This is a genomic window from Solibacillus faecavium, from assembly GCF_014836905.1.
Lineage (GTDB): Bacteria > Bacillota > Bacilli > Bacillales_A > Planococcaceae > Solibacillus > Solibacillus faecavium.
In genome coordinates this window covers 143,345-167,284 of sequence record NZ_JACSPZ010000001.1, presented here as the reverse complement: position 1 = coordinate 167,284, position 23,940 = coordinate 143,345, and the positions used below count along the sequence as shown (strand labels likewise).

The window sequence follows — 23,940 nt, the reverse complement described above, 5'->3', positions numbered from 1 at the left end:
TAGAGTGTATCAATTTCAATAAGTTAAGGAGCATGAATTATGACAACGTACCAAATTACAACTGAGTTATCAACAAACAAAAAAGAAAAGACACCTGCAGAAAAGCTTGGTTTTGGTCAAATTTTTACGGACCACATGTTTGTAATGGATTATGAAGAAGGTAAAGGGTGGCATAATGCATCTATTGAACCTTATGCACCGATTACATTAAGCCCTGCTGCAATGGTTTTCCATTATGGACAAGCGGTTTTTGAAGGTTTAAAAGCATACATGACAGAGCAAGGTGACGTACAATTATTCCGTCCGGAACGTAATTTCCAACGGTTGAATACTTCTAATGCACGCCTTTGCATTCCGCCAATCGATGAGGATTTTGCACTGGAAGCATTGAAGGAATTAATCCGAGTGGATCGTGAATGGGTACCAACAGAACCAGGTACATCTCTTTATATTCGTCCATTCATTATTGCGACGGAAAGCTATTTAGGTGTAAACCCTGCGAAAAGCTATAAATTCATGATTATTATGTCACCAGTTGGCTCTTATTATAAAGAAGGCATTAACCCGGTTAAAATTTTAGTAGAGCAGCATTATGTACGTGCTGTAGTAGGGGGTACCGGCGAAGCAAAAACAGCGGGTAACTACGCTTCAAGCTTAAAAGGTTCGGAACTTGCCGCAAAACAAGGATACTCTCAAACATTATGGTTAGACGGTAAGGAAAATAAGTATGTAGAAGAAGTAGGAAGCATGAACATCTTCTTCAAAATTGCAGGAACAGTCATTACACCTGCATTAAATGGCAGTATTTTACCCGGTATTACACGTGACTCGATGATTCAAGTATTAAAATCAAAAAACATTCGGCTTGAAGAACGTGCAATCGAGTTTGCAGAAATTGTCGCTGCAGCCCAAAACGGTACGCTGGAAGAAGCGTTCGGTACGGGTACAGCTGCAGTTATTTCTCCAGTTGGTGAATTAAAGTGGCTGGATGATGTGATTACAGTCAACAACGGCCAAATTGGTGAAGTGACACAAATGCTGTATGATACATTAACAGGCATTCAGTACGGAAAAATGGAAGATCCATTTGGCTGGACGGTTAAAATCTAATTTAGATGCCGGGACAAAACAAAACTACAATTTTTCTCCGCGGAGAAAAATTGTAGTTTTTTGAGTGCGCTAAAAATTGGTTTCCGTTACGGGTACGCTTTCCGCGGGCACGGCCTTACACGAACGTCTCAGGCGTCGTGCTCCTGCGATTACTCGTAGCAAAATAATTTCGCTGGTCCCGCTGGAGTCGACCCTTCACTTCAACCAATTTTAATAAAGATTATTTTTATTATACAGTTTCTGCTCATTTAATAAATTCTCTACTTAGGTCCCGATCACTATTTTCACTTTATTTTTCCACTAATTCCTCTACATGGTTAAATCTTTCGTGAGAAACGGGAGCTGCTTTTTCAAATGCATTTTTACCGACATATGATTCGATTAATGTTTTTACATCAATACCAGATGATGCTTTTAAAGTTTCCTGCAGACCGGCCATTAAATCTGTTGCATAGCCTGTAACTTTACCAGCGCCACCATTTGCACCGCCTCCAGTATCAACAACAGTAATTTTATCGATATTGGCAAGTGGACTTGCAACTTGTTTTGCATATTCAGGTAACATTTTCACAATCATATCAAGGACAGCAGCCTGACCGTATTGTTCAAATGCTTCTGCAATTTTTTCTTTCGCTTCTGCTTCTGCAAGACCGCGTAAACGAATAATTTCAGCTTCAGCCGTACCTTGTGCACGCTCTGCATCAGCTTTAGCAAGACCATCTAAACGAATACGTTCCGCTTCTGCTTGTGCATGTGTTTCGATACGATATTTCTCCGCATCTGCCTGCGCAAGCTCTTTTCGTTTTTGAGCTTCTGCGTTTTGTTCGATGGCATAACGGTCTGCATCTGCCTTTTTCTTCACTTCAGAATCATATTGCTTTTCTCGACGTAGAATTTCTTTTTCTTCTAATTCGATTTGCTTTTGACGTTCAATGATCTTAACTTGCATTTCCTGTTCTGTTACGTCCTGTTTTGCACGTGCAGATTCTAATTCATAGGCCTGGTCGGCACGAGCTTTTGCAATATCCTGCTCACGACGGAATTCAGCTACTTTTAACTGGTTATTTTTTTCAGCTTCTGCAATCTGAGTAGCGCGTTCTAATTCTGCTTGTTGCGCTTCCTGAGCAGCCTGAGCACGTTTAATACGTGTTTCTTTATCCGCCTCAGCTGTTGCGATATCGGCATCACGCTTTACTTGAGCGATTCGAGGCTTACCGAGTGAATCTAAATAGCCGTTTTTATCGCGGACATCTTTAATTGTAAATGAAACAATGACTAAGCCCATTTTCGCTAAATCCTGCGATGCGACACGCTGTACTTCCTGCGAGAACTTATCACGGTTTTTATAAATTTCTTCAACAGTCATCGATCCTAAAATAGAACGCAGGTGACCTTCTAGTACTTCACGTGCTTCACTTTCGCGATCTTGCTTTGCTTTCCCTAAAAACTGTTCGGCAGCTGTAGCAATTTCCGCAATGGAACCACCAATTTTAATGATGGCTGTACCATCTGCCATAACCGGTACACCTTGTTCTGTGTATACTTCAGGTGTTGTTACTTCTAATTTACTAGAAAGTAAACTAAGCGGTTTTGCCTGCTGGAATACAGGGAACACAAATGTACCACCACCACGGATAATCTTAATGCGATTACCTGATTCGTCTGTATGTACATTTTTACTCCCTAAATAACTACCTGTTACGATTAATGCTTCATCTGGACCTGCTGTACGGTATTTCATTACATAAACCGCTACAAGAGCGACAATCAGAAATACGACAACCCCCACTGCAATTAAAATACCTGACATTTCTGCAATACTTGACATATACTTTTCCTCCTAAAATTTAAAATTGAAACTCCTCTTTCTCATAAACCGCAACCATTGCCGTACCATTACGCATCTCAATTATTAAAACTTTTGTATCATATGGAATTTCTACATGATGAAAGCTCGCCGCACGTTTGGAAATGATACCGTTTGCGGATTCTATTACGATTTCCCCGAAGCCATCTAAAGGAACAGGTACAATGACTTTTCCAGCCTGGCCTTCAAGCGATTCATCTGTATAAGCAAGAGATACTTCAGCTGTGCGTAAAGGAACGAGTAAGAAATAATAAAGAAGTGCTGTGAGTAAACACGCTATAATGAATGCGATTATTAAGATGATGAGGCTTGTAAAACCTGAAAAACGCTCAAAAATATAACCGGCAGCAGAAGTGAATGTAATAAACGAAAGGATAACAGCCGGATCTAAAAAAGGAAGTCCATCGATAGATACATCAGCAAAATCTGCAAAAAATAAATAAAGAATCGTACAGCATCCGATAACGATTAAGATGGTTAAATAAATGGTTTCAATGGAATACCCAAACAAGTTGTCACCTCCTTAAGTCCTTTGTATTAGTAAATACGGATGGAACTGGAAAAAGTTTCAGAAAAAACAAAAATTTAAAGGGAGAATATATTGATGGTTAGAAATAATTTCTCTATCTTAAAACGCCCTATAATACGATTAAGAAAAAATTGCGTCGTGTACGTCAAATGCTTGTCATAGAGCTAACAAAGAAAGGTGAACTATAGGCAATTAAAGAGGCATGAAGGAGTCTTACAAGGGACGAGGAGAAGGTCATCCAATCGTTAAAGGCGTGCTGAATGATCATGCTAGTAAGTAAGTAGCGTTTCAGGTAGAGCAAGGGAAAGCTGGTATTGAAGCAGTTTACCTACCTCAAAGAAATACGAGTTTTGGATTGAAGTTTTATGATGCCAGTGGGGAATTAGTAAAGTAGCAATTAAAAGCATATGTCGTTTTGTTCGAAGCGACATACGCTATTTTTGAGCATTTATTTCATTGTAAAATAGTTTTTTAGCTCTACTGTTAATGGGCTGTTCTGTTCAATATATTCCATCATTAAGTCGGGTATGAATTTTTTTGATTCACGAATAGGCTGTTTTTTAAACATGTGGAAATGATGGGCACCTGTTGCGCGGTAGCTGTTGACCGCTACTTCAAACAATGAAGTGTCTTGTATCGAGCAACCATTATAGTTCAGCCTAACTACACGCTGTCCAACTGGATTACTTAAATTGATTTCATAGTCAATGCCACCCCATAAATCATAAATATATGGCTGCGGCTCTGGGTAAAAAACAGAAAGACTAAAATCGACTTCACCTTTGTTATTCAGTGCGAAGACGGCTGCGCTTTGTTCAATTGCTTCTCGAATGTCAGCTCCAGTCATTTCAACAACGAGCAAACGATTGGCGCGCGGCATATTGTGTATAACTTGTTCTCGCGTTATAACTTTTTGAAAGCCGCCTGAAAAATGGTAAGGGAGTTCAATGACTGAAATCTGAGCTCCTGAATAATGAAGCTGCATGTCATGTATCAATTGCGTGTACGATGATGATGCTATGCGCGGAGTAAAGAAATCCGAGTATGTTAAATCGTTTTCTGTGCTACCGATTACTTCCTTTTTCCAGCCGTTAAATTCGGGAAAGGGCTGTATTGGAAGGCTTGAATCCACGTGAACAAGAGATGGTTCATGAATTATTTGGTCATTTTCTATCGTTACATCGATTTGAGCAAAGCAATGTGCATTCGCTCCAGGTTGAACGACAGAAATCCCGTTAATCTTTGTCGCAATTTCTAAATGCTGATGGCCTGTAATAAATACGTCAATACCATCAATTTCATAAAGCATGCGATAGCCTTCATTTTCACCATGTTCAAGATCAATTTGATTCCCATTATGTAAATCCCGTTCAAAACCGCCATGATAGCTTAAAATTACGAAATGGGCTTTTTCTACTTCTCGTACATAGTTCACTGTATTTTTTGCGCTTTCAAATGCTTGTTCAAAATGTAAATGCTGTATCGAGTTAGTTTCATCCCAAAGCTTCGTGAAATGCGTCACAACGCCTACTACCGCAATCCGTATTCCGTGAATTTCCTTTATAAAATACGGTTTTGCAAAGCCCGTAATATTGGCAGCTATCCACGGAAAGTTACAGGCTTTTTGTATTTTTCGCACTTTTTCAGGTGGATAATTAAATTCATGATTTCCGAAAATGCCAACATCGTAGCCGAGCGCATTAGCCAGCTCTATTTGAGGATGCTGTTTATGTATAATATGGTCGTAATAGTAGCTTAAATGGCTGCCTTGAAGAAAATCACCGTTATCAATTAACAATGCAGGCTGTCTTTTTGAAATCATTTGAGCAAGCTGTGAAAACCGCTCTGTATGGCCATGTATGTCACTAGTGGCAATAATAGAAAACTGCATATGCAAAAACTTCCTTCAACTATTCATTTTCCTTCATTATAGCGTGTGTGAATTATTGCGCAACAGTGATGAAAGTGCTTTAATAAAAAGTGAATACACTTACTTTTAAATTTTAGGAGTTGGAATAATGATTACAGTAACAAACCGCATCAAAGTAAAAAAAGGCTTTGCCGAAATGATGGCGCCAAAATTTGTGCAACCGGGTCCATTACAACAGTTTGAAGGATTCCAAAAGGTTGAAGTATTAGTTTCGACTCAATTTGAAGAGTATGATGAAATGAGTGTCGTAATGTACTGGGATTCAAAAGAAAGCTTCTCAGTATGGCGTGAAAGTGATGCATTTAAAGAATCACATAAACGTCCATCTGAAGGGCAAGGTCATGGTGAGCAAGGCGACTCTCCAATGCTAGGTTCAGAAATTATTATTGCTGAAGTAGCAGGCACTATTTCAAAATAAGTTAAAAAAAGCGTCCTAATGATGATTAGGGCGCTTCTTTTTCATACGATGATTCATCAAGATTAGGAAGGTGCTTTTCGTGTTATTAATGGAAAAATTTTTTTATGACGGGCAATTTTTAAAATGCTATGAAGAGGCTACACGTCAGTTACAGGAAGGCAATGACGCATTAGCTACACAATTTTTAAATTTATTTAAAAAATACGAGTATGAAAATTTCCCTAAGCCGACTGAGCAACATACGCAAAGTATTGAACGTGCCAATGAAAGCTATGAAGAAAATGATGAACTAGAGCAATTGCGAAGCATTAAAGACGAACAGGAATTTGCAGCTAAAGTGAAGCAGCTTGAGAACGATGCACGAACAGCTGATGATAAACGAAAAGCACAGTCGTTTTATGTACAGGGGCATTTGTTTTTAATGGCACATCAATATGATGAAAGTATCCACTGCTTTATCGAGGCCGTAAAGCATAATCCGAATAAAGCACTTTATTACGGGATAGCAGGTCAGACGATGAACCGCTTTAATTGGTCTCCTTTTGAGGTAATGATTTACATAGAACGGGCTATTGACCTGGATCCGGAAAACGCCCGATGGCACTGGAACAAGGCACTTGTATTAACAAGGCTTTATAAAGACTTAAATGCCGAGCCCTTTTTAGAGCAAGCACTCGTTACTATTGAAAAGGCGATTGAGACTTGCCGCGAAGATCAAGCATCTCTTCGCAATGGTATCGATTCAACATTGGAAAATTTAAAGGAATATCTTTTCAACTAGGTAGGTAATAAAATCGCGCTCACGAACGGTTTCAATAAGCAGGTTCGTGAGTTTTTCTTGTTGAAAAAGTTCTAATATCGTTTTGATCTTCTAATAAATCTCCGAGATTTTCAAATAAAGGTATCTGATGTTCAAATATCTTCTGCGAAAGTTCTAAAATCCTCGCCGAAAGTTCTAATAAACTATGAAAACTTCTAATAAAAAAAGCTATCTAAAAAGGGTTTAAAAATCCCTTCAAGACAGCCTTTTCCACTATCATCTATTTCTTCTTTTTGTCCTTCACAAACGCAAATACTATTAATCCAACTTGTATCACGACGATTGCAATAAAAAAGTAAAAATTCTTCGATGAATCGGCTAAATTAAGTTCATCAGCCAAAATGCCTTCAATCGACTGTAATTGTGCACTTAGTAAAATAATTAAGGCACCAATAAATAACATAACTTTAGGATTTATTGCAAAGCGCAGTAGTACAATAATGAACAGTGCTGAAAAAATCAGCAATAGTGTGAAGAGGGGATCCATTAATGTAAGGGTCCCATCCTGTGCAAATTTTTCATATGTGAATGTCACCGTATAACCTCCTTACTTAACTAAGCCATTTTGAAATGCATAAACGACTGCTTGTGTACGATCTTGTACTTCGAGCTTGCTTAAAATATTGCTTACATGTGTTTTTACCGTTTTTAATGCAATAAATAGTTCCTCTGCAATTTCCTGATTCGCAAGTCCTCTGGCCATACACAGTAACACTTCCATTTCCCGGTCTGTTAAATGATCGTGCAAAGCAGGTGCAGTACCGCGCATACGGGCCATTACTTTTGTTGTAGCTTCAGGCTCAAGTACTGTTTCACCAGCCATCGTTTTACGGATTGCTTCAGCAATTTGTTTTGCGTTACTCGTTTTCAGTATATAGCTGACCGCACCTGCTTCAAGTGCCGGATATAATTTGTCGTCATCAATAAAGCTTGTGACAATCATTACTTTCGCTTGCGGCCACTGCGCTAAAATCTCGGCTGTCGCTTCCGCACCTGTTTTTATCGGCATAACATTATCCATCAAGACAATATCAGGTTTTAGTGATAGCACCTTTTCAACCGCTTCCTCGCCGTTTGTTGCTTCTCCGATGACTTCGATATCAGGCTGTGCCGACAAATAGGCAGCGACCCCGATACGTACCATTTCGTGATCATCTACAATAACAACTTTAATCATTCAATTGTTCCTCCTTTTTAATCGGAACTTTTACTTCTACAATAGTCCCTTCATTTGGAACGGAGACGATTTTATACGTACACCCAATTTCGACAGCTCGCTCGGCAATATTTCTTAATCCGTAAGAAGATGTTTTGTCGCCATCATTACTAAAACCAAGACCGTTATCCTGAATGCGTAAAATGGCTAACTGATCACGTGCAATTAAAAGCAGTTCAACCTCTGTCGCTTTAGCATGCCTTAAAGTATTGGATAATGCTTCTTGTGCAATACGGAATAAATGGTCTTCCTCCGCTTTAGATAAATTGATTTCCTCTATTTGATAATCAATATTAAAGTAGACTTTTTCCTGTAATTCGACAATCAAATCTTCCAGACCTTCTGCTAAGCTCTTATTGTGCAAAGCAATGGGGCGTAGGTGTAGGAGCAGTGCCCGCATTTCAAGCTGGGCTTGCTGGACGACCTTTTCTACTTGTGCCAACTGTTTTTGGGCATGCTCGTCTTGCTGCTGTTCTGTAAGGGCAGATAATAGCATGGAAGCTGCAAAAAGCTGTTGCGATACAGAATCATGGAGTTCACGTGCGAGACGTTGACGTTCTGCAAGAAGGCGCTCCTGTACAATTGCATCATTCGTTTCGACCTTCTCATGGGAAAGTCGTTGCAGAGATGCACGCTGGGTATCGATTAATTCGTTGGCATCACGCAATGCTTTATTTAAAGAACCGTTAGTTTTCTTTAATTTCTGGGCAAAATCAGGTTCTGCAATTTTTTTGACAATCCTCGTTGTCTGATTCTCTTTCATTTTCACGGCGACAGCCATCCATAATGCAATGCAGAAGCTAATACCGGTAGCGCTAATCGCGATAATTCCAAGCAATGGAATGTCATAATCAACATTTTCCCATAAAAAGCGCCACGTTTCTTCTTCCGGCTCTCCAAGTATAAAAATTAGTATATTCATTGTAAAAGAGGCAAAAATTAAAATAAGTACGAAAAATCGAGCTATAAATGCAATCATCCGCGCTGCACCTCCACATCGCCTATCCAGGAAGTAACGTATAGTACGAGTACACGTTTTGCATCCGGATCGCCATCCTCAAAGTAGAGCTGCTCATTTATACATTGCTTAGGCGAGAAGTGTAAGCAATTGGCCTCACCATATATCGTAGAATAGTGGAGCTGAAGCGTTACTTCATACGGGACAGTAATCCTCACTTTTCCTAGTGATTGATTAATGACAATAATTGATTTCCCTTGGGGTAAAATCGTTTCTGTTGTATCAACTGTAATGTCTCCAATGAAGCGTTGAATGTGTATGTCACGCCATTGGTAGCTTTCTGTCGGGATGCCCGTAGTACCAATCAATTTATTTTTTCCGATCGTATCAATTACTTGATTTTTGATTTCTATAATTTGTTCTTTTTTCGTTAAGTATTGGTAGAGTAAAAAAATTAATGTACCGATGATTAAAAGACGTAATGTCCATAAATGAATTACTGCAAAGAATATTAAGATGAGACCGGCCCAGAGTGTATATTTTTTTTTCTTTTTAAAGCTGTAGAATAATAGAATTGCACCGACAATGAGTAAAAATACACTGATATTATTGAATAGTGTCAATTCGATCAAAACGACAAGTGCCATACTAATAACGATTATCGTAAGCTGATCTGACGTGATTTTCGGCATATTGCCTCCTCCTAAAACGAGCAAAATGGAGAAAGCACAGCGCCTTCTCCTTTAAAACATTATAGCATTATTTTGGTTGTTCAATTAGCTTTTGTTCTTTTTCCAGCTGAGCTAAACGGGACTCAAATGATGTCACTTCATACTTGCGCTCGATATTTTGAGAGAGCTCATCGATGTATGTCGAAAGTTCATCAAAGTTTTCATTGTTATTAGAAGTTAACACTTTGTCCATCTGATGGTTGGCACGTACAACATTTTCTTTCCCCATCAACTGGAGCTGTCGTACTTTCATATCTTTAATTTTATGTTTCATTGTTTCAAATTTACGTTCCAATGCAAAGTATTCAACGTTTGCTGCATCAATGCTTGTCAGCAATGTGTGCTTACGTGTTGTATAGGCAGCAACTTCTTCTTGTGCAAAGGTAATGAGTTCTACTTCCTCGGTAGCCTGTGCTAAGTGTAATTGCTTTTCTCGTTTTTCAAGCATCTCGGCTGTTTGTGAAAGCTGTAACTCCAATTCCTTTTTTAGCTGTGCCTGACGTGCAAGCAGTTTACCTGTATGCTCCGTTTGTTTTTCTGCTTCGCGAATGTAATGGTTTAACATTTTAATTGGATTTTTTTCTACTTTTTTATCAAATAAATCATGTAAGTCAGCCTGAATCGAGTATTTAAATTTTGTGAATAAATTTTTCATTATGTTTCTCTCCTTATTTGTTTAAATGTGCCCATTCGCGTTCAAAGTTCGTAAATGGATCCTCTTCTTTATTGCTTGTAAAAATTTCAACCTTCTCATTTTTACGTGATTTGTAAATATAATAAATAATACCAATTGCCACTAGACCAATAAAACCGGGAATGTTTGAAATTGCACTAATTAATCCTACAAATGCAACAACTAAACTCATTACTTTTCCAAATGTAGACTTGCTCCCCGTGTAATAATGTAGACCGGCTGCTAAAAGTGCGCCTGATAATAATAGTCCGACTACTGGTACCAATAGACAAAGCGCAATAATTGCGGCGATGAAACCAGCTGAATATAAGAAAAACTTTTTCATATGTGTTCCTCCTTGTATTTGATAACTTCATGTTACGTTAATTACTAAAATTCAATAACGACCTGCAACTGTATTTTCATCTAGGTCTGGAGGCTGATAGGAACTCAGACATATAACTCAAATTAAATATATAGAAACGTAATAACTTTTATTGTATAATGCTTGTTGGAGAGTTTTTCTCGGTACATATGTAATGGAGGAGGTTGGACAGTATGCAAACATGGATTTGGATTATTATCGTAATCGCAGCTCTTATCGGGGGCGTGGCAATTGGTTTCTACGCAGCTCGTCAATATATGATGAAGTATTTGAAAGAGAACCCGCCAATTAATGAACAAATGATTCGCGTGATGATGGCGCAAATGGGACGTAAACCGTCGGAAAAACAAGTACGTCAAATGATGTCTCAAATGAACAAGTTCCAAGACAAATAATAAATTAAGCTACCTTTTACATTCTAAAGAGTGATGGAGGTAGTTTTTGTTTTGCAAAAATTTAACCCTTTATTAAATTAGAGTTAAAAATCTGAATATTCTATTGATTTGGTTATGATTCTAGTCTATCCTTATAAGGATTGTAAGTATTGGAGGGACAAAAGATGACAACTGAAAAAACGAATGTAGAGAGCTTTGATTTAGATCATACGAAAGTGGTTGCACCATATGTACGTCTAGCAGGGACAAAAGAGGGTGCTAAAGGAGATGTCGTAACAAAATACGATATTCGCTTTAAACAGCCAAATAAAGAACATATGGTAATGCCTGCATTACATTCATTGGAGCATTTAATGGCAGACCGGATCCGCAACCATAGTGATGCAGTAGTCGATATTTCACCAATGGGTTGTCAAACAGGTTTTTATGTAGCGTTTATGAATTATGATGACTATGAAGGCGTGTTAGCAATTTTGGAAAAAACATTGCATGATGTTTTAGCAGCTACATCTGTACCTGCGTGCAACGAAGTGCAATGCGGCTGGGCGGCAAGCCATAGCCTGGAAGGTGCACAAGAGCTGGCGAAACAATTTTTGGATAAACGTGATGAATGGCATATCGTTTTTAATGAGCAGTAAACGAAAGCTCTTATAATATGCGGAATAGAAATAAAGCAGTTTAAATTTTTACGATGAGTAAAATTTAAACTGCTTTTGATTTTAAAGTGGTTTTCTAGAGTATATGACCAAAACTATTTTACAATAGTGTTTCCGTTTCATTACGATAAGCGGGTACATAATCATGCAAAAACTTTGCGACTGTTTGTTCATAATCTCCCTGGTTTTCGTTGAATGATTTTGCATGTTCACCTTTGTCGAATATTTTCAGCATTTTTGGCTCGGGTTTTTGTTCAAATAATTCTTCTGTCATAGATGAAGGGATAAAGTCATCCGGTTCGCTATGAATAAATAGAACGGGCCGTTCAATTTGCTTTACCGCATCGATAGGCATAATTTCTTTGACAGAATAGCCATCCCGAATACGCATGAAAAAGTCGGCAAAAGGAAGTGTATATTTCGCATCAATCGGCACGACACTTTCGAAAATCCGTTTTAATAGCTGGGGGAAATTCGAAAAGGCACAGTCGGAAATATAAAAGTCGGCATTGTCAGCCAAAGTGCCGGCATAAAGCAGTGTTGTAGCAGCACCCATTGATTCGCCATGAATACCTAACAAAGCATCTTCTCCTGTAAGTTCTCGTACTTTTTCCACTACAGCCTGTAAATCGAATTTTTCATAATGGCCATAACTCGTTGTTTTACCTTGTGATTCCCCATGGCGACGATGATCATAAACGACCGCATTAAAGCCAAGACGTTCAAACATGCGCGCATATCGCATTGAATTGATTTTATTTTCGGTTACCCCATGGCAAATTATTACTGTGTTTTTTGTTTCCAGCGGTTTCAAGTAGATTCCGCTGATTGTATAGCCATTTGGGGAATTAATAGTCAATATTTCTTTTGAACAGCCATCATACCAAGCTTCGTCAAAACGTTTTGCTGTTATTTCACGCTCCCTAATAAACGCATCATCTTTTTTCTTTATATACATAATGCGATTCGTCATGAAGACACCTGTAACTGTAGTAGCAGCAGCCAACAAAGTTGTTACGATACTGCCTGATAATACTAATGTGCGTTTTTTCATGGAAATCACTCCTTATTTAATTTAATATTCAATGAATTTTTAGGATAAATCAAATATTATGTAGGAATTTGACTGATGGAATATTTTGTGTGAAAAGTAGGGAATATTTGATAAAATTTCGTTAAGCAACTTTATATATTGCCTACAAAGGGATTCACATCAAAAAGGGGGATTTTTATCATGACAGAAGTAGTAATAGTAAGTGCAGTCCGTACACCAATTGGGGCTTTTCAAGGGACATTAAAAGATATTTCTGCTCCGGCATTGGGTAGTATCGTTATAAAAGAAGCATTACAGCGTATACAGTTAGATCCAACGACGATTGATGAAGTAATAATGGGGAATGTACTTGCAGCAGGTTTAGGTCAAAATCCAGCAAGACAGGCAAGCATCGCAGCAGGTGTTCCTCATACAGTTCCTGCCATGACGATTAACAAAGTATGCGGCTCCGGGTTAAAGGCGGTTCATTTAGCAGCCCAGGCAATTATTGCTGGAGATGCAGAAGTCGTTGTTGCAGGGGGCTTTGAAAATATGAGTCAAGCACCTTATATTATGCAGAATGCGCGGGAAGGTTTCCGTATGGGCGATCAAAAAATTGTCGATACACTTATAAAAGATGGGTTATGGTGTGCTTTTAATGATTACCATATGGGCGTAACCGCGGAAAACCTATGCGATCAATATGGCATTACACGGGAAGAGCAAGATGAATTTTCTGCCCGTTCACAAGCTCGTGCATCAGAGGCTATAGCAAAAAATAGATTTGCAGAAGAAATTGTTCCTATCGAAATTCCGCAACGTAAAGGGGAACCAATCGTTTTTGCCCAGGATGAATATGTAAAGCATGGCACGACAGCAGAAAAATTAAATGGATTACGCCCAGCCTTTAAAAAGGAAGGCTCTGTAACAGCTGGTAACGCTTCTGGCATTAATGACGGGGCGGCGGCAGTTGTTGTCATGTCGAAACAGCGCGCCTTCGAATTAGGGCTTAAACCTATGGCTACGATTGTTGCAAATGCGAGCGCAGGGGTAGACCCGTCCATTATGGGGGTAGGACCTGTATCGGCAGTGAAAAAAGCATTAGCAAAGGCAAATGTAACATTGGATAAAATGGACTTAGTTGAAGCGAATGAAGCTTTTGCGGCTCAGGCAATTGCAGTTGATCGCGAATTGGCGTTCAATCATGATAAACTAAACGTAAACGGTGGGGCAATAGCACTTGGACATCCGATTGGTGCGAGCGGTGCACGTATTTTAGTCACATTGCTTCATGAAATGCAAAAGCAAGACGCAGAATTCGGTCTTGCAACATTATGTATCGGTGGCGGGCAAGGGGTAGCAACGATCGTACAGCGCTAACAGTGGTGTTTATGCATACACTGAAAGGATGCAAATTACCAAATCGTAATTGATTATATAGAAGGTGAAAATTATGGCAAAAAAGAAACAACAAAGAAGTACGAATGATGAATTCAACTTACCAAAAGAAAAGGCGGCAACTTTAGCCGATCAGCTTGGTGGAGACGTATTGGCTAAGTTAAAGGCAGCAAAGCAGGATATGGTGGCCGATGAAAAAGCGAAAGAAGAAGAACGTATAGCGAAAGCCGCATTCGAACGGAAACAACGCGAAAAAAACATGAGCTTTGAAGAATTATTAGATCAATACGGGGATAAAGGTTCCAAGTTTTAAGGTAAAGCTAGCGCAATGAAATAATTGCGCTAGCTTTTTTTAAATAGAGCATGTCCGATTTTTGTTAAAATTAGCAATGTCATTGCACCCGAAGCATCGATTACTACATCTTCTATCAATCCACTGCGCCCAGGAATCATGCTTTGGCGAAATTCATCTAGGCATGCAATAACCGTTACTGTGAAAAAAGCAAGTACAGTAGGGAATCTCCATTTCAGCTTTTTATAGAAAATATAAAAGGTGACCGCGAGTAAACCATAGCCAAAAAAATGAACGCCTTTTCGAAACAGAAATTCCAAAAACTTATAGTAGCCCTGCGATTCAACCGATATGATTCTTCCCCAGTAAGGAATTTGGAATTGACTTAAAAAGTCTTCAAAAGGTTTATCTTCTAGTACATTTTTTAATACAGGAATTATCGTTTGCTGCTCATATCTCATATTAGAAATGACTGCAACAATGATAAGACCAATTACTACGAAGGATATTGCTTTTTTCATCGATGCTCTGTATACCGTTCAGTTTTTGTCCAATCATGAATGTCGGTAATATTTTGCAAAGTTTGTGCTTTTTCGTAAGCATACAGATTCTGCTTTAACTGTGTTGTTGTACGTGCGCCAATTACTGTAGAGGCAATCGTCTGATATTGCAGATTGAATGCAAGTGCTGCAGCGTGGACATCGCTGTACTGTTGTTCAATTTTCAGCAAAATTTCTTCGGCAGTAGCTTCGTCATAGCCCATATAGGAAGCCATTCGATTGCGCCAGTCATTGGTAAGTAATCCTTTTGCAATAGAGCCACGTGTTACGACAGATGCCCCTGTCTTTTCAATCACTTCAAAAAATTCACTTGCTCGTTCGTCAAAAATATTAAACTGCATCATATTGCTGACTGCTTTACTATTTTGTAGAAAAGGAACGAAAACATTTGGTCGAATAGAGGAGATGCCGTATTCGCGAATCAATCCTTCTTTTTTCAGGCTTTCAAAAGTATCGATTACTTCTTCCAAATTGTCATCAGTTGTTCCGCCATGCAGCTGATATAAATCTAAATAATCCGTCTGTAAACGACGCAAACTGTTACGAATAGCCGTATTAATATAGTCAGAAGAAGCATCCCAGCTCCAGCCGTCTTTTCCTTCCTCCCAGCGATTACCCACTTTCGAAGCTAAATAAATATGTTGTCGATGCTCCTTTAATGCTGAGCCGACATTTTTTTCATTTTCTCCGCGGTCATATAAATCTGCTGTATCAAAGTAATTGATGCCTGCATCGATAGCTTCGTGTATGATTTGCTTAGCTTCTGATAGATTTAGAGGTAATGACATACAGCCTAAACTTAATTCCGAGATATGCAAATCGCTCGTACCTAATTTTCTTTTTTTCATAAATTATCCCTCCAACATTCGATATTTTAGAAAAGCTCTTACTAATGGTACAATGAATGGAAGTAAGAGAACAAGTGGAGGCGTAGTCATGAAAAAATTTGAAGAAAAAACGATCCATTCTGAATCTATTTTTAAAGGTAAAGTAATTTCACTGAAAGTTGATGATGTTAAACTACCGAATGGTGAAACCGGTAAGCGTGAAATTATTAATCATCCCGGTGCTGTTGCTGTAATTGCTATTACTGAAGATAATAAAATTCTTTTCGTTGAACAATACCGCAAAGCCTTGGAGCGTTCAATCATAGAAATTCCCGCAGGCAAGATGGAAAAAGGCGAGGAACCGATTGTGACAGCACGCAGAGAATTGGAAGAAGAAACAGGTTATACGTCAGATGATTTCCGATTTGTTCAGGCTTTTGCAACGTCACCTGGATTCGCGGATGAAGTTATCCATATCTATGTTGCCGAAAAGTTAAAGAAACTGGACATTCCTGTAGACTTAGATGAAGATGAGTTTGTAGAGCTAATGGAAGTAACTTTGGAAGAAGCAGAAGCAATGGTTGCTGATGGAAGAATATATGATGCGAAAACTGCTTTTGCCGTTTTATGGGTGAAGATGAAAATGATTTTAAATCAATAAAATGTTTACGCATAAGGACAATTTATGTGCATAAGTTGTATGGACAAGGAGGCGTCCAAATGCGTAAATATTTATATATTCAATATACATCTATGATAGTCATATGTTTTATTTGTGGTGTAGTATGTTATCAATTATTTCAAATTGAGCAAGTACAGCAAATTATTAAATATAGTGATCGAAGACTACTAGATCTGGAAAAACCGGAACTGCTTTGGAGTGTTGTTCCTTTCCTAGTTTCTTTAATTATTGTATTATTCTTTTCGACACATAAATATTTACCACGAATGGCCCTAGTTTTTATTTCAATAAAAGTTACTTTCCTAGGGTTTAGTTCTGTTTATTTACTTGTGCAGCATCAATCTATAAAATTGTATGCCTTTTGGTGGTTCCCGTTCCAGTTGATCTATTGTGTACTATTGATCGCTCTCTATCAAATCACAAATAACAACAGTGGTAGACGAACTTTGAAAAGTGTAATGCCTTGGAAAAAAGTAATATTCCTTTTAATAGTAATGGTAGTGTTTTTTGGACTTGAAAATATAGCAATTACTTATTTATTTAAATAATCATTGTCTTGTAATGAGATTTACTCATTTGGTATAATGAAAAGAGTTTAGGAGGGCGTCACATATGGAGAGCCGTATTGATAGAATTAAAAAGCAACTGCATAGTGCGAGCTATAAGCTGACGCCACAGCGAGAAGCAACAGTAGCGGTATTACTTGAGCATGAGGAAGATCATTTAAGTGCCGAGGATGTTTACTTATTAGTAAAAGATAAAGCACCTGAGATTGGACTGGCTACTGTATATCGTACACTTGAGCTTCTAACAGAGCTGAAAATTGTCGATAAAATTAATTTTGGTGACGGGGTGTCCCGCTATGATTTACGTCAAGAGGGCGCAAAGCATTTCCACCATCATTTAGTTTGTATCGAGTGTGGCGCAGTAGATGAAATTCAAGAAGATTTATTGGAAGATGTAGAAGAAATTGTGGAGAAACGCTGGAACTTTATAATTAAAGATCACCGCCTAACATTCCATGGCATCTGCTGGCGTTGTCATGATCATGATAACTCTGGAGACAGCAATGCATAATCTATAATCAAGAAAAAAGAACAGCGTAATTGGCTGTTCTTTTTTTTACGCACATATAGTTTAAAAGAGACGATTAGGTTTCCCTAATCGTCTCAGCTATTTCAATTAAGTACGCGGATGATGTGCAATAATAAGGATTTTACCTGCTTCTAAATCATCTTTTGCTGTAGCATGCTCTTGTTCGCTTACTCCTAAGTTAGCCAATTGATGATGAAGATCATCAGGCGTCATTTGGAAAAAGTTTTTAATCGCTGCTAAAACCCCTTTATCATTTTCAGTTGTTTCCGCAGTTGCTTTAGCATCTACATTGAAAAAGTCTGCAATATCCTCTGCACGCTTATTGCTATTTGCAAAAACATGAATGTGATCACGCACATAGCCTTCTGCAATAAATGATTCAATTACTGATTTAGCCTGTACACCATTTTCTACTGATTTTAAAACTGCCATTTTATATACACACTCCTTAACTTAGAATACTTATATGATTCCCTAAGATTAGTTAATTGAAACTTTGGGGAAATACCAAGTTCTTATTCTATGAGAGGAGGGTAGTGCAGTAATATAGATTACATCACCGGGTCTACTAAATCGTCTATCTTTTTAATTTCCAAAAATTGAATTTGATGACCATCAATTTCCTGGATTTTAAATAAATAATTTTCATAAATGAACGAATCCTCGATATTTAAATCTGGCATATTCGTAAAGTACCAACCACCGATCGTATCGACGTTAGGGCTTTCAATATCCAGAAATAGTAGCTTCGATACGTCATCGAGCAATACTTTTGAATAGACTAAATAATGGTTTTCGGCAATTTTGCGAATATCCGGAATTTCATCGTCATCAAATTCATCGCGAATTTCTCCGACCAACTCTTCCAAAATATCTTCTACAGTAATCATCCCACTCGTTCCACCGTATTCATCCAATAATATTGCGATATGGATACGTTTCTTTTGCATAATTTGCAATAAACTTTGAATAGGTGTTGTCTCAATCATATGGATAACGGGATTTATGAAGTCCTCTAGCTTAAATGTAGCGGGATTGATTCGGTTATTCATACCTAATGTTAAAAAGTCTTTAATATTTAAAAAACCTAATATATTATCACGGTCGCCCTCATAGACTGGGTAGCGCGTATAGCGTTCTTCAGATACTTGAGTTAAAACTTCCTCAAACGTAGCGGATATATCAAATCCAATAATATCCGTTCGCGGAACCATAATTTCACGAGCAATTTTATCATCGAATTCAAATACATTGTTTACATATTTCAATTCATTCATGTTAATCTCGCCTGATTTATAACTTTCCGATAAAAGTAAGCGTAATTCTTCTTCCGTATGTGATAATTCATGCTCACTCGCTGGCTGCATTCCGAATAGTTTCAATAATAAACGTGCAGAACCATTCAATAGCCAAATTAAAGGGAACATTAGTTTATAGAAAAATTGAATAGGTCTCGCAAATGCTAAAGTGACAGCCTCCGCTTTTTGGATGGCAATTGTTTTAGGTGCCAATTCACCAACTACAACGTGGAAAAACGTTGCCAAAAAGAAAGCTCCGCCCAATGTAAACCAGTGAATATAATCTGTACCAATTCCAATAGATTCGAATAGCGGGTGTAATATAAACTCAAAAGTAGATTCACCAACCATACCGATTCCTAATGCTGTTACGGTGATTCCGAGCTGGCAGGCAGATAAATATTCATCTAAATGTGTTGTTACATTTTTAGCTGTGAGTGAACCAGATTTCCCTTCAGCGACTAGCTGATCAATACGAGATTGGCGTACTTTTACGATAGCGAATTCCGTTGCTACGAAAAAGGCGGTTAAAGCGATTAAAACCGAGAAAATTATTAAGTTAATGATTGTGGTCAAACGAGCGTTCTACTCACGAAGTAGAACGTTCACCTCCTAGTTATTTAAAATTAATAAAAGTGACTGCATTAGCGCAACACTTTCAGGTGACACTTTTTTACGAAGCTTTTGTCGCTCCTTCTCATCTAAATGTTCCATTAAAACGTTTACATCATGTTCGAGCTTGCGCATTTGCAAACGAATGTCCTGAACATCAATTTCTTCAGGTTCATTTTCTGCAGGGACAATTAAACGATGAATTTCATCCAAACATTTACCTTGCTTTTTTTGCTCTTCAATCCAGTGGATACGATTAATCATTTCTTTATCATAGTAGCGATAATTGGATGCCGATCGCTCCACTTTTAAAAGCCCTAAATTTGTATAATAATCAATTGTCCGTTTTGTTACCCCGGTAGCAGTGGCAAGCTCACCAATTTTTAGTTTTCCGATCCCAAGTTATCACCTCATTCACAACGTTTTACTTTCAAGAATAACGCAGAAAACACATTTTGTAAACATATTCCATATATCAGCAAAAAAACAAATATTAGTAAAACGATAGGCGAGCAATATATATCGACTGCCGAAGTAAAATGGTAAAATGGGTGTATATAAAGCAAGAGGGGCGATTTTTATGCAGGCTTTAAAAGATTCAATAGAAGATTATCTTCATTTTATCAAGGTTGAACGGCAGCTTTCCGATAATACTTTGCAGTCTTATAAACGGGATTTAATCGCATACGCTCGTCATATCCATTATGATCAGCAAATTAATGCATTTCAAGAAGTTGTACGTGAACATATATTACTTTACTTGGATAGTTTACGGACGACAGGAAAGTCTACGAAAACGATTTCGAGGCAAATTTCCTCAATTCGGTCTTTTCACCAATTTTTACTGCGAGAAAAAGTAACGGATCAAGACCCTACTGTACATTTGGAAATGCCAAAAAAAGAACAATCATTACCAAAGGTGTTATCGGTAGAAGAGATTGATATGCTTATAGCCGCACCTTCTATAGAAAAACCACAGGGGATACGGGATATAGCGATATTAGAGATTATGTATGGCTCTGGAATGCGTATAAGTGAGCTCATTGAATTAAATTTAGAGGATATTCACATTACAATGGGCTTTGTCCGTGTATTTGGTAAAGGTGGGAAGGAACGTATCATTCCACTTGGTCGCGGAGCACTGGAAGCATGCAACACATATTTAGAAGAAGCAAGACCACAGCTATTAGGAAATGCACCGAAAAATGATGCGTTTTTCATCACCCAAAGAGGGAAAAGATTTACTCGACAAGGCTGTTGGAAAATTATTAAAGAACATGCGGAAACTGCAAATATTTCAAAAGAAATAACACCCCATGTATTAAGACATTCATTTGCCACACATTTAATTGAAAATGGGGCAGATTTACGGGCTGTACAAGAGCTGTTAGGTCATGCAGACATTTCTACAACACAAATTTATACACATGTAAGCAAAACTCGTTTGTCTGAAGTCTATAAACAATTCCATCCACGGGCCTAAAAATAAATTCTACCGAAATCGGATGTCTGACCTTTATTTGTTTAGGCTTTTTATGTAAAATAAAAAGGAAGAATAGGAGTGAAAGCATTATGCAACCGTTTAAAAAAATACATGTAATCGTAATGGATTCTGTAGGAATTGGTGAAGCACCGGACGCCCATAATTTTGGCGATGCTGGCTCAAACACATTAGGTCATATAGCAGAAAAAATGAATGGCTTAAACATGCCGAATATGGAAAAAATGGGCTTGGCCAATATCCGTGAACTTAAAGGTATTGAGAAAGTTGAAACACCTACAGCTTATTTTGGCATGATGCAAGAAGCGTCTGTAGGCAAAGATACGATGACAGGTCATTGGGAAATAATGGGACTTAACATTGATACACCATTCAAAGTTTACCCGGAAGGCTTTCCACAACAACTGATTACTCAATTAGAAGCGGCAACAGGGCGCAGAGTGTTATGCAACATGCCGTATAGTGGAACCGCTGTCATTGATGATTACGGTAAGGAACATATGGAAACTGGAGCAATAATCGTCTATACATCTGCTGACCCTGTTTTACAGATTGCAGCACATGAAGATATTATTCCTTTGGATGAACTATATAAAATTTGTGAAATTGCACGGGAGTTAACTTTAAATCCGGAATTTTTAGTTGGTCGCGTTATTGCACGTCCGTTCGTCGGTGTGCCGGGCAACTTTAAGCGCACGGCCAATCGTCATGACTATGCATTAACACCATTTGGGCGTACAACGATGGCAGAAATGAAAGACTCAAATCTAGAAGTAATTGCAATTGGTAAAATTTCGGATATATTTAATGGTGATGGAGTTACTGAATCAATTCGTACAAAAGACAACAGTGATGGTATGGATAAAATGGCTGAAGTTGTTCGTCGTGACTTCCAAGGAATGAGTTTCCTGAACCTTGTTGATTTTGATGCGAACTTTGGACATCGTCGTGATCCATTAGGTTACGGTGAAGCATTAGAGGAATTCGATCGTCGATTACCAGAAGTTTTGGATGCGTTATCAGACGATGATTTATTAATCATTACGGCTGATCACGGAAACGATCCAACATTCCCGGGTACAGACCATACACGTGAATTTGTGCCATTAATTGTTTATTCTCCTCGCTTTAATGGTGGAACACAGCTGCCATTACGCGAAACATTTGCAGATATTGCAGCAACAATTGCTGATAACTTTAAGGTTGCAGCACCACAGTTCGGTAAAAGCTTTTTAAAAGAGCTTAAATAAGGGGGACACTCATCATGAGAATGGTAGATATTATTGAAAAAAAGCGTAATGGTGAAGAATTGACGACAGAGGAAATCCGCTTTTTCGTTGAAGGTTATACAGATGGTACGATTCCTGATTATCAGGCAAGTGCTTTATGTATGGCGATTTACTTTAAAGATATGACGGATCGTGAGCGAGCGGACCTTACGATGGCCATGGTGGAATCCGGTGATCAAATTGACCTTTCAACTATTGAAGGTGTTAAAGTAGACAAGCATTCAACAGGCGGTGTAGGTGATACGACAACTTTACCACTTGCAGCAATGGTAGCGGCTGTCGGTGTACCGGTTGCTAAAATGAGCGGACGAGGATTAGGGCATACAGGTGGCACAATTGATAAACTAGAAGCAATTGAAGGCTTCCATGTTGAATTATCAAGTGAAGAATTTTCTAAGCAAGTAAATGAAATCGGTATGGCTGTTATCGGTCAATCCGGCAACTTAACACCAGCTGACAAAAAGCTATACGCACTTCGTGATGTAACAGGAACGGTTTCGAGCATTCCATTAATTGCTGGATCAATTATGTCCAAAAAAATTGCAGCGGGTGCAGATGCAATCGTTCTTGATGTAAAAACAGGTGACGGTGCGTTTATGAAAACAGTCGAAGATTCAATCAAACTGGCAGAAGCTATGGTTAAGATCGGTAATAACGTCGGTCGTAAAACGATGGCAATTATTTCTGATATGAGCCAACCTTTAGGTTATGCAATCGGTAATGCGCTGGAAGTTCAAGAAGCGATTGATACATTAAAAGGTCATGGTCCAGCAGATTTAAATGAACTATGCTACACATTAGGTTCACAAATGGTTGTTTTAGGCGGTAAAGCTGAAACAATCGAGGAAGCGCGAAAAATGTTGGAGGAAGTTGTAGCAAATGGTGCGGCACTAGAAGTACTGAAAAAGTTTATCGCTGCTCAAGGTGGCGATGCTTCGGTAGTGGATGATCCATCACGTTTACCTCAGGCGAAATATCAATTTGACGTTCCTGCGAAACAATCGGGTTATATTTCAAAAATCGAAGCCGATGATATTGGTACTGCAGCGATGTTACTTGGTGCGGGACGTGCTACGAAAGAGTCTGAAATCGATTTAGCCGTTGGACTTGTCTTGCATAAAAAAGTAGGGGATCAAGTTGCACAAGGTGAATCATTAATGACGATTCATGCTAATAGCGAAAATATTGAACATGTAATGGAAAAAATCTATGCGCATGTATTCATTTCCGCTGAGAAAGTAGAAGCACCAAAGTTAATTGAAGCGATTATAACTCAATAATATAGGAAAAGCTTTTTATTGTCCGAGAGGGTGGTAAAAGGCTTTTTTTTATGTTTATAAAAATACATAAATATGGCTCCTCACTATAGTATGGTGTTGTTTTTCTAATAAAGTTTAACTTGATTGATTGGTGGGCTACGGCAAGACAGCGCTAATGCCACGTGATACGCGTCTTTATCACTGCCTTTATTGCCGTTTGCGAGGCCCACCAATCTCAAATTTTCGCCCTCGTTATATAGTGAAGTAAAGAACATCTAATCAAGCCGCTTGCGCTATTGCGAGGCGGCGGTGAGCGGCCAAAACTTACTTCAGCGAAAAGAGATGTGCGAAATATAATGGCAAATTTCTTGGCGATTAAGCGTGTGCGGAAAATAGGTTGCTCCAA

The 23,940-nt window shown here is 38.4% G+C and carries 28 protein-coding genes; 13 read left to right on the top strand and 15 right to left on the bottom strand.

The features are described from left to right. Positions 1-39 precede the first annotated feature (39 nt). Positions 40-1,110 (top strand): branched-chain amino acid aminotransferase, encoded by a 1,071-nt coding sequence (locus tag H9635_RS00870; protein WP_191698256.1) that lies wholly within the window; start codon positions 40-42, stop codon positions 1,108-1,110. 289 nt (positions 1,111-1,399) lie between these two features. Here the strand turns inward: H9635_RS00870 and H9635_RS00865 are convergent, their stop codons facing one another. From H9635_RS00865 to H9635_RS00855, 3 genes are all read right to left on the bottom strand, one after another. Beyond that, a complete protein-coding gene (locus tag H9635_RS00865; protein WP_318245164.1) occupies positions 1,400-2,938 on the bottom strand; it encodes a flotillin family protein in 1,539 nt (512 codons plus the stop codon). Between the two features lie 19 nt (positions 2,939-2,957). Continuing rightward, the gene (locus H9635_RS00860) at positions 2,958-3,488 is read right to left on the bottom strand and encodes a hypothetical protein (protein WP_191698255.1); all 531 of its coding nucleotides are present in this window, start codon (positions 3,486-3,488) and stop codon (positions 2,958-2,960) included. 466 nt (positions 3,489-3,954) lie between these two features. Continuing rightward, a complete protein-coding gene (locus tag H9635_RS00855; RefSeq protein WP_191698254.1) occupies positions 3,955-5,397 on the bottom strand; it encodes a bifunctional metallophosphatase/5'-nucleotidase in 1,443 nt (480 codons plus the stop codon). Between the two features lie 127 nt (positions 5,398-5,524). On the opposite strand from H9635_RS00855, the gene H9635_RS00850 reads away from it, so the two are divergent. After that, positions 5,525-5,854 carry a heme oxygenase gene (locus H9635_RS00850; RefSeq protein ID WP_191698253.1) on the top strand — a complete coding sequence of 110 codons (330 nt, stop codon included), beginning with the start codon at positions 5,525-5,527 and terminating at the stop codon, positions 5,852-5,854. A gap of 88 nt (positions 5,855-5,942) precedes the next feature. Then, positions 5,943-6,635 (top strand): tetratricopeptide repeat protein, encoded by a 693-nt coding sequence (locus H9635_RS00845; RefSeq protein WP_225231053.1) that lies wholly within the window; start codon positions 5,943-5,945, stop codon positions 6,633-6,635. A gap of 259 nt (positions 6,636-6,894) precedes the next feature. Here the strand turns inward: H9635_RS00845 and H9635_RS00840 are convergent, their stop codons facing one another. The 6 genes from H9635_RS00840 to H9635_RS00815 all read right to left on the bottom strand — a co-directional run bounded on the left by H9635_RS00840 (position 6,895) and on the right by H9635_RS00815 (position 10,598). Further along, complete coding sequence (locus tag H9635_RS00840) at positions 6,895-7,209, bottom strand: acyl-CoA dehydrogenase (RefSeq protein ID WP_191698251.1); 315 nt, start codon at positions 7,207-7,209, stop codon at positions 6,895-6,897. Between the two features lie 12 nt (positions 7,210-7,221). Continuing rightward, positions 7,222-7,851, bottom strand: a complete 630-nt coding sequence (locus tag H9635_RS00835; protein ID WP_191698250.1) for a response regulator transcription factor — start codon at positions 7,849-7,851, stop codon at positions 7,222-7,224. After that, positions 7,844-8,869, bottom strand: coding sequence for a sensor histidine kinase (locus H9635_RS00830; RefSeq protein WP_191698249.1), 1,026 nt, complete (start codon positions 8,867-8,869; stop codon positions 7,844-7,846). The genes H9635_RS00835 and H9635_RS00830 overlap by 8 nt, the downstream gene beginning before the upstream one ends. Then, a complete protein-coding gene (gene liaF, locus H9635_RS00825; protein ID WP_191698248.1) occupies positions 8,866-9,540 on the bottom strand; it encodes a cell wall-active antibiotics response protein LiaF in 675 nt (224 codons plus the stop codon). Before liaF ends, H9635_RS00830 begins: the two co-directional genes overlap by 4 nt. Positions 9,541-9,607: 67 nt before the next feature. Beyond that, positions 9,608-10,234, bottom strand: a complete 627-nt coding sequence (locus H9635_RS00820) for a PspA/IM30 family protein (RefSeq protein ID WP_191698247.1) — start codon at positions 10,232-10,234, stop codon at positions 9,608-9,610. Between the two features lie 13 nt (positions 10,235-10,247). Beyond that, on the bottom strand, positions 10,248-10,598 hold the full coding sequence (locus H9635_RS00815; protein WP_191698246.1) for a lmo0954 family membrane protein: 351 nt from the start codon (positions 10,596-10,598) through the stop codon (positions 10,248-10,250). Positions 10,599-10,810: 212 nt separating this feature from the next. Between H9635_RS00815 and H9635_RS00810 the strand changes: the two genes are divergently transcribed. After that, positions 10,811-11,032 (top strand): YneF family protein, encoded by a 222-nt coding sequence (locus H9635_RS00810; RefSeq protein ID WP_191698245.1) that lies wholly within the window; start codon positions 10,811-10,813, stop codon positions 11,030-11,032. A gap of 164 nt (positions 11,033-11,196) precedes the next feature. Beyond that, positions 11,197-11,670, top strand: a complete 474-nt coding sequence (locus H9635_RS00805; RefSeq protein ID WP_191698244.1) for an S-ribosylhomocysteine lyase — start codon at positions 11,197-11,199, stop codon at positions 11,668-11,670. 118 nt (positions 11,671-11,788) lie between these two features. Here H9635_RS00805 and H9635_RS00800 read toward each other — a convergent pair whose 3' ends face one another. Next, on the bottom strand, positions 11,789-12,742 hold the full coding sequence (locus H9635_RS00800) for an alpha/beta hydrolase (RefSeq protein WP_191698243.1): 954 nt from the start codon (positions 12,740-12,742) through the stop codon (positions 11,789-11,791). Between the two features lie 180 nt (positions 12,743-12,922). Between H9635_RS00800 and H9635_RS00795 the strand changes: the two genes are divergently transcribed. Together H9635_RS00795 and H9635_RS00790 are read left to right on the top strand one after the other, a co-directional pair. Further along, positions 12,923-14,101 (top strand): acetyl-CoA C-acetyltransferase, encoded by a 1,179-nt coding sequence (locus H9635_RS00795; protein WP_191698242.1) that lies wholly within the window; start codon positions 12,923-12,925, stop codon positions 14,099-14,101. A gap of 73 nt (positions 14,102-14,174) precedes the next feature. After that, complete coding sequence (locus tag H9635_RS00790) at positions 14,175-14,432, top strand: YqkE family protein (RefSeq protein ID WP_191698241.1); 258 nt, start codon at positions 14,175-14,177, stop codon at positions 14,430-14,432. Between the two features lie 29 nt (positions 14,433-14,461). Here H9635_RS00790 and H9635_RS00785 read toward each other — a convergent pair whose 3' ends face one another. Both H9635_RS00785 and H9635_RS00780 read right to left on the bottom strand, forming a co-directional pair. Continuing rightward, a complete protein-coding gene (locus H9635_RS00785) occupies positions 14,462-14,932 on the bottom strand; it encodes a VanZ family protein (protein ID WP_191698240.1) in 471 nt (156 codons plus the stop codon). Beyond that, positions 14,929-15,819 carry an aldo/keto reductase gene (locus tag H9635_RS00780; RefSeq protein WP_191698239.1) on the bottom strand — a complete coding sequence of 297 codons (891 nt, stop codon included), beginning with the start codon at positions 15,817-15,819 and terminating at the stop codon, positions 14,929-14,931. Before H9635_RS00780 ends, H9635_RS00785 begins: the two co-directional genes overlap by 4 nt. Before the next feature lie 88 nt (positions 15,820-15,907). Here H9635_RS00780 and H9635_RS00775 point away from each other — a divergent pair, with 88 nt between their 5' ends. The 3 genes from H9635_RS00775 (at position 15,908) to fur (ending at position 17,557) form a co-directional block, all read left to right on the top strand. After that, a complete protein-coding gene (locus H9635_RS00775) occupies positions 15,908-16,459 on the top strand; it encodes an NUDIX domain-containing protein (protein WP_191698238.1) in 552 nt (183 codons plus the stop codon). A gap of 59 nt (positions 16,460-16,518) precedes the next feature. Further along, positions 16,519-17,028, top strand: a complete 510-nt coding sequence (locus H9635_RS00770) for a hypothetical protein (RefSeq protein ID WP_191698237.1) — start codon at positions 16,519-16,521, stop codon at positions 17,026-17,028. Between the two features lie 64 nt (positions 17,029-17,092). Beyond that, on the top strand, positions 17,093-17,557 hold the full coding sequence (gene fur / locus H9635_RS00765) for a ferric iron uptake transcriptional regulator (RefSeq protein WP_191698236.1): 465 nt from the start codon (positions 17,093-17,095) through the stop codon (positions 17,555-17,557). A gap of 105 nt (positions 17,558-17,662) precedes the next feature. Here the strand turns inward: fur and H9635_RS00760 are convergent, their stop codons facing one another. The 3 genes from H9635_RS00760 to H9635_RS00750 form a co-directional block, all read right to left on the bottom strand. Next, on the bottom strand, positions 17,663-18,007 hold the full coding sequence (locus tag H9635_RS00760) for a general stress protein (protein ID WP_191698235.1): 345 nt from the start codon (positions 18,005-18,007) through the stop codon (positions 17,663-17,665). Positions 18,008-18,126: 119 nt separating this feature from the next. Continuing rightward, complete coding sequence (locus H9635_RS00755) at positions 18,127-19,449, bottom strand: hemolysin family protein (RefSeq protein ID WP_191698234.1); 1,323 nt, start codon at positions 19,447-19,449, stop codon at positions 18,127-18,129. Positions 19,450-19,485: 36 nt separating this feature from the next. After that, positions 19,486-19,824, bottom strand: coding sequence for a MerR family transcriptional regulator (locus tag H9635_RS00750; protein ID WP_404828820.1), 339 nt, complete (start codon positions 19,822-19,824; stop codon positions 19,486-19,488). 241 nt (positions 19,825-20,065) lie between these two features. Between H9635_RS00750 and xerD the strand changes: the two genes are divergently transcribed. The 3 genes from xerD (at position 20,066) to H9635_RS00735 (ending at position 23,555) form a co-directional block, all read left to right on the top strand. Then, complete coding sequence (gene xerD / locus H9635_RS00745; RefSeq protein ID WP_191698233.1) at positions 20,066-20,968, top strand: site-specific tyrosine recombinase XerD; 903 nt, start codon at positions 20,066-20,068, stop codon at positions 20,966-20,968. A gap of 89 nt (positions 20,969-21,057) precedes the next feature. Beyond that, complete coding sequence (gene deoB / locus H9635_RS00740; protein WP_191698232.1) at positions 21,058-22,236, top strand: phosphopentomutase; 1,179 nt, start codon at positions 21,058-21,060, stop codon at positions 22,234-22,236. Positions 22,237-22,250: 14 nt separating this feature from the next. Beyond that, positions 22,251-23,555, top strand: a complete 1,305-nt coding sequence (locus H9635_RS00735) for a pyrimidine-nucleoside phosphorylase (protein ID WP_191698231.1) — start codon at positions 22,251-22,253, stop codon at positions 23,553-23,555. Positions 23,556-23,940: the final 385 nt, after the last annotated feature.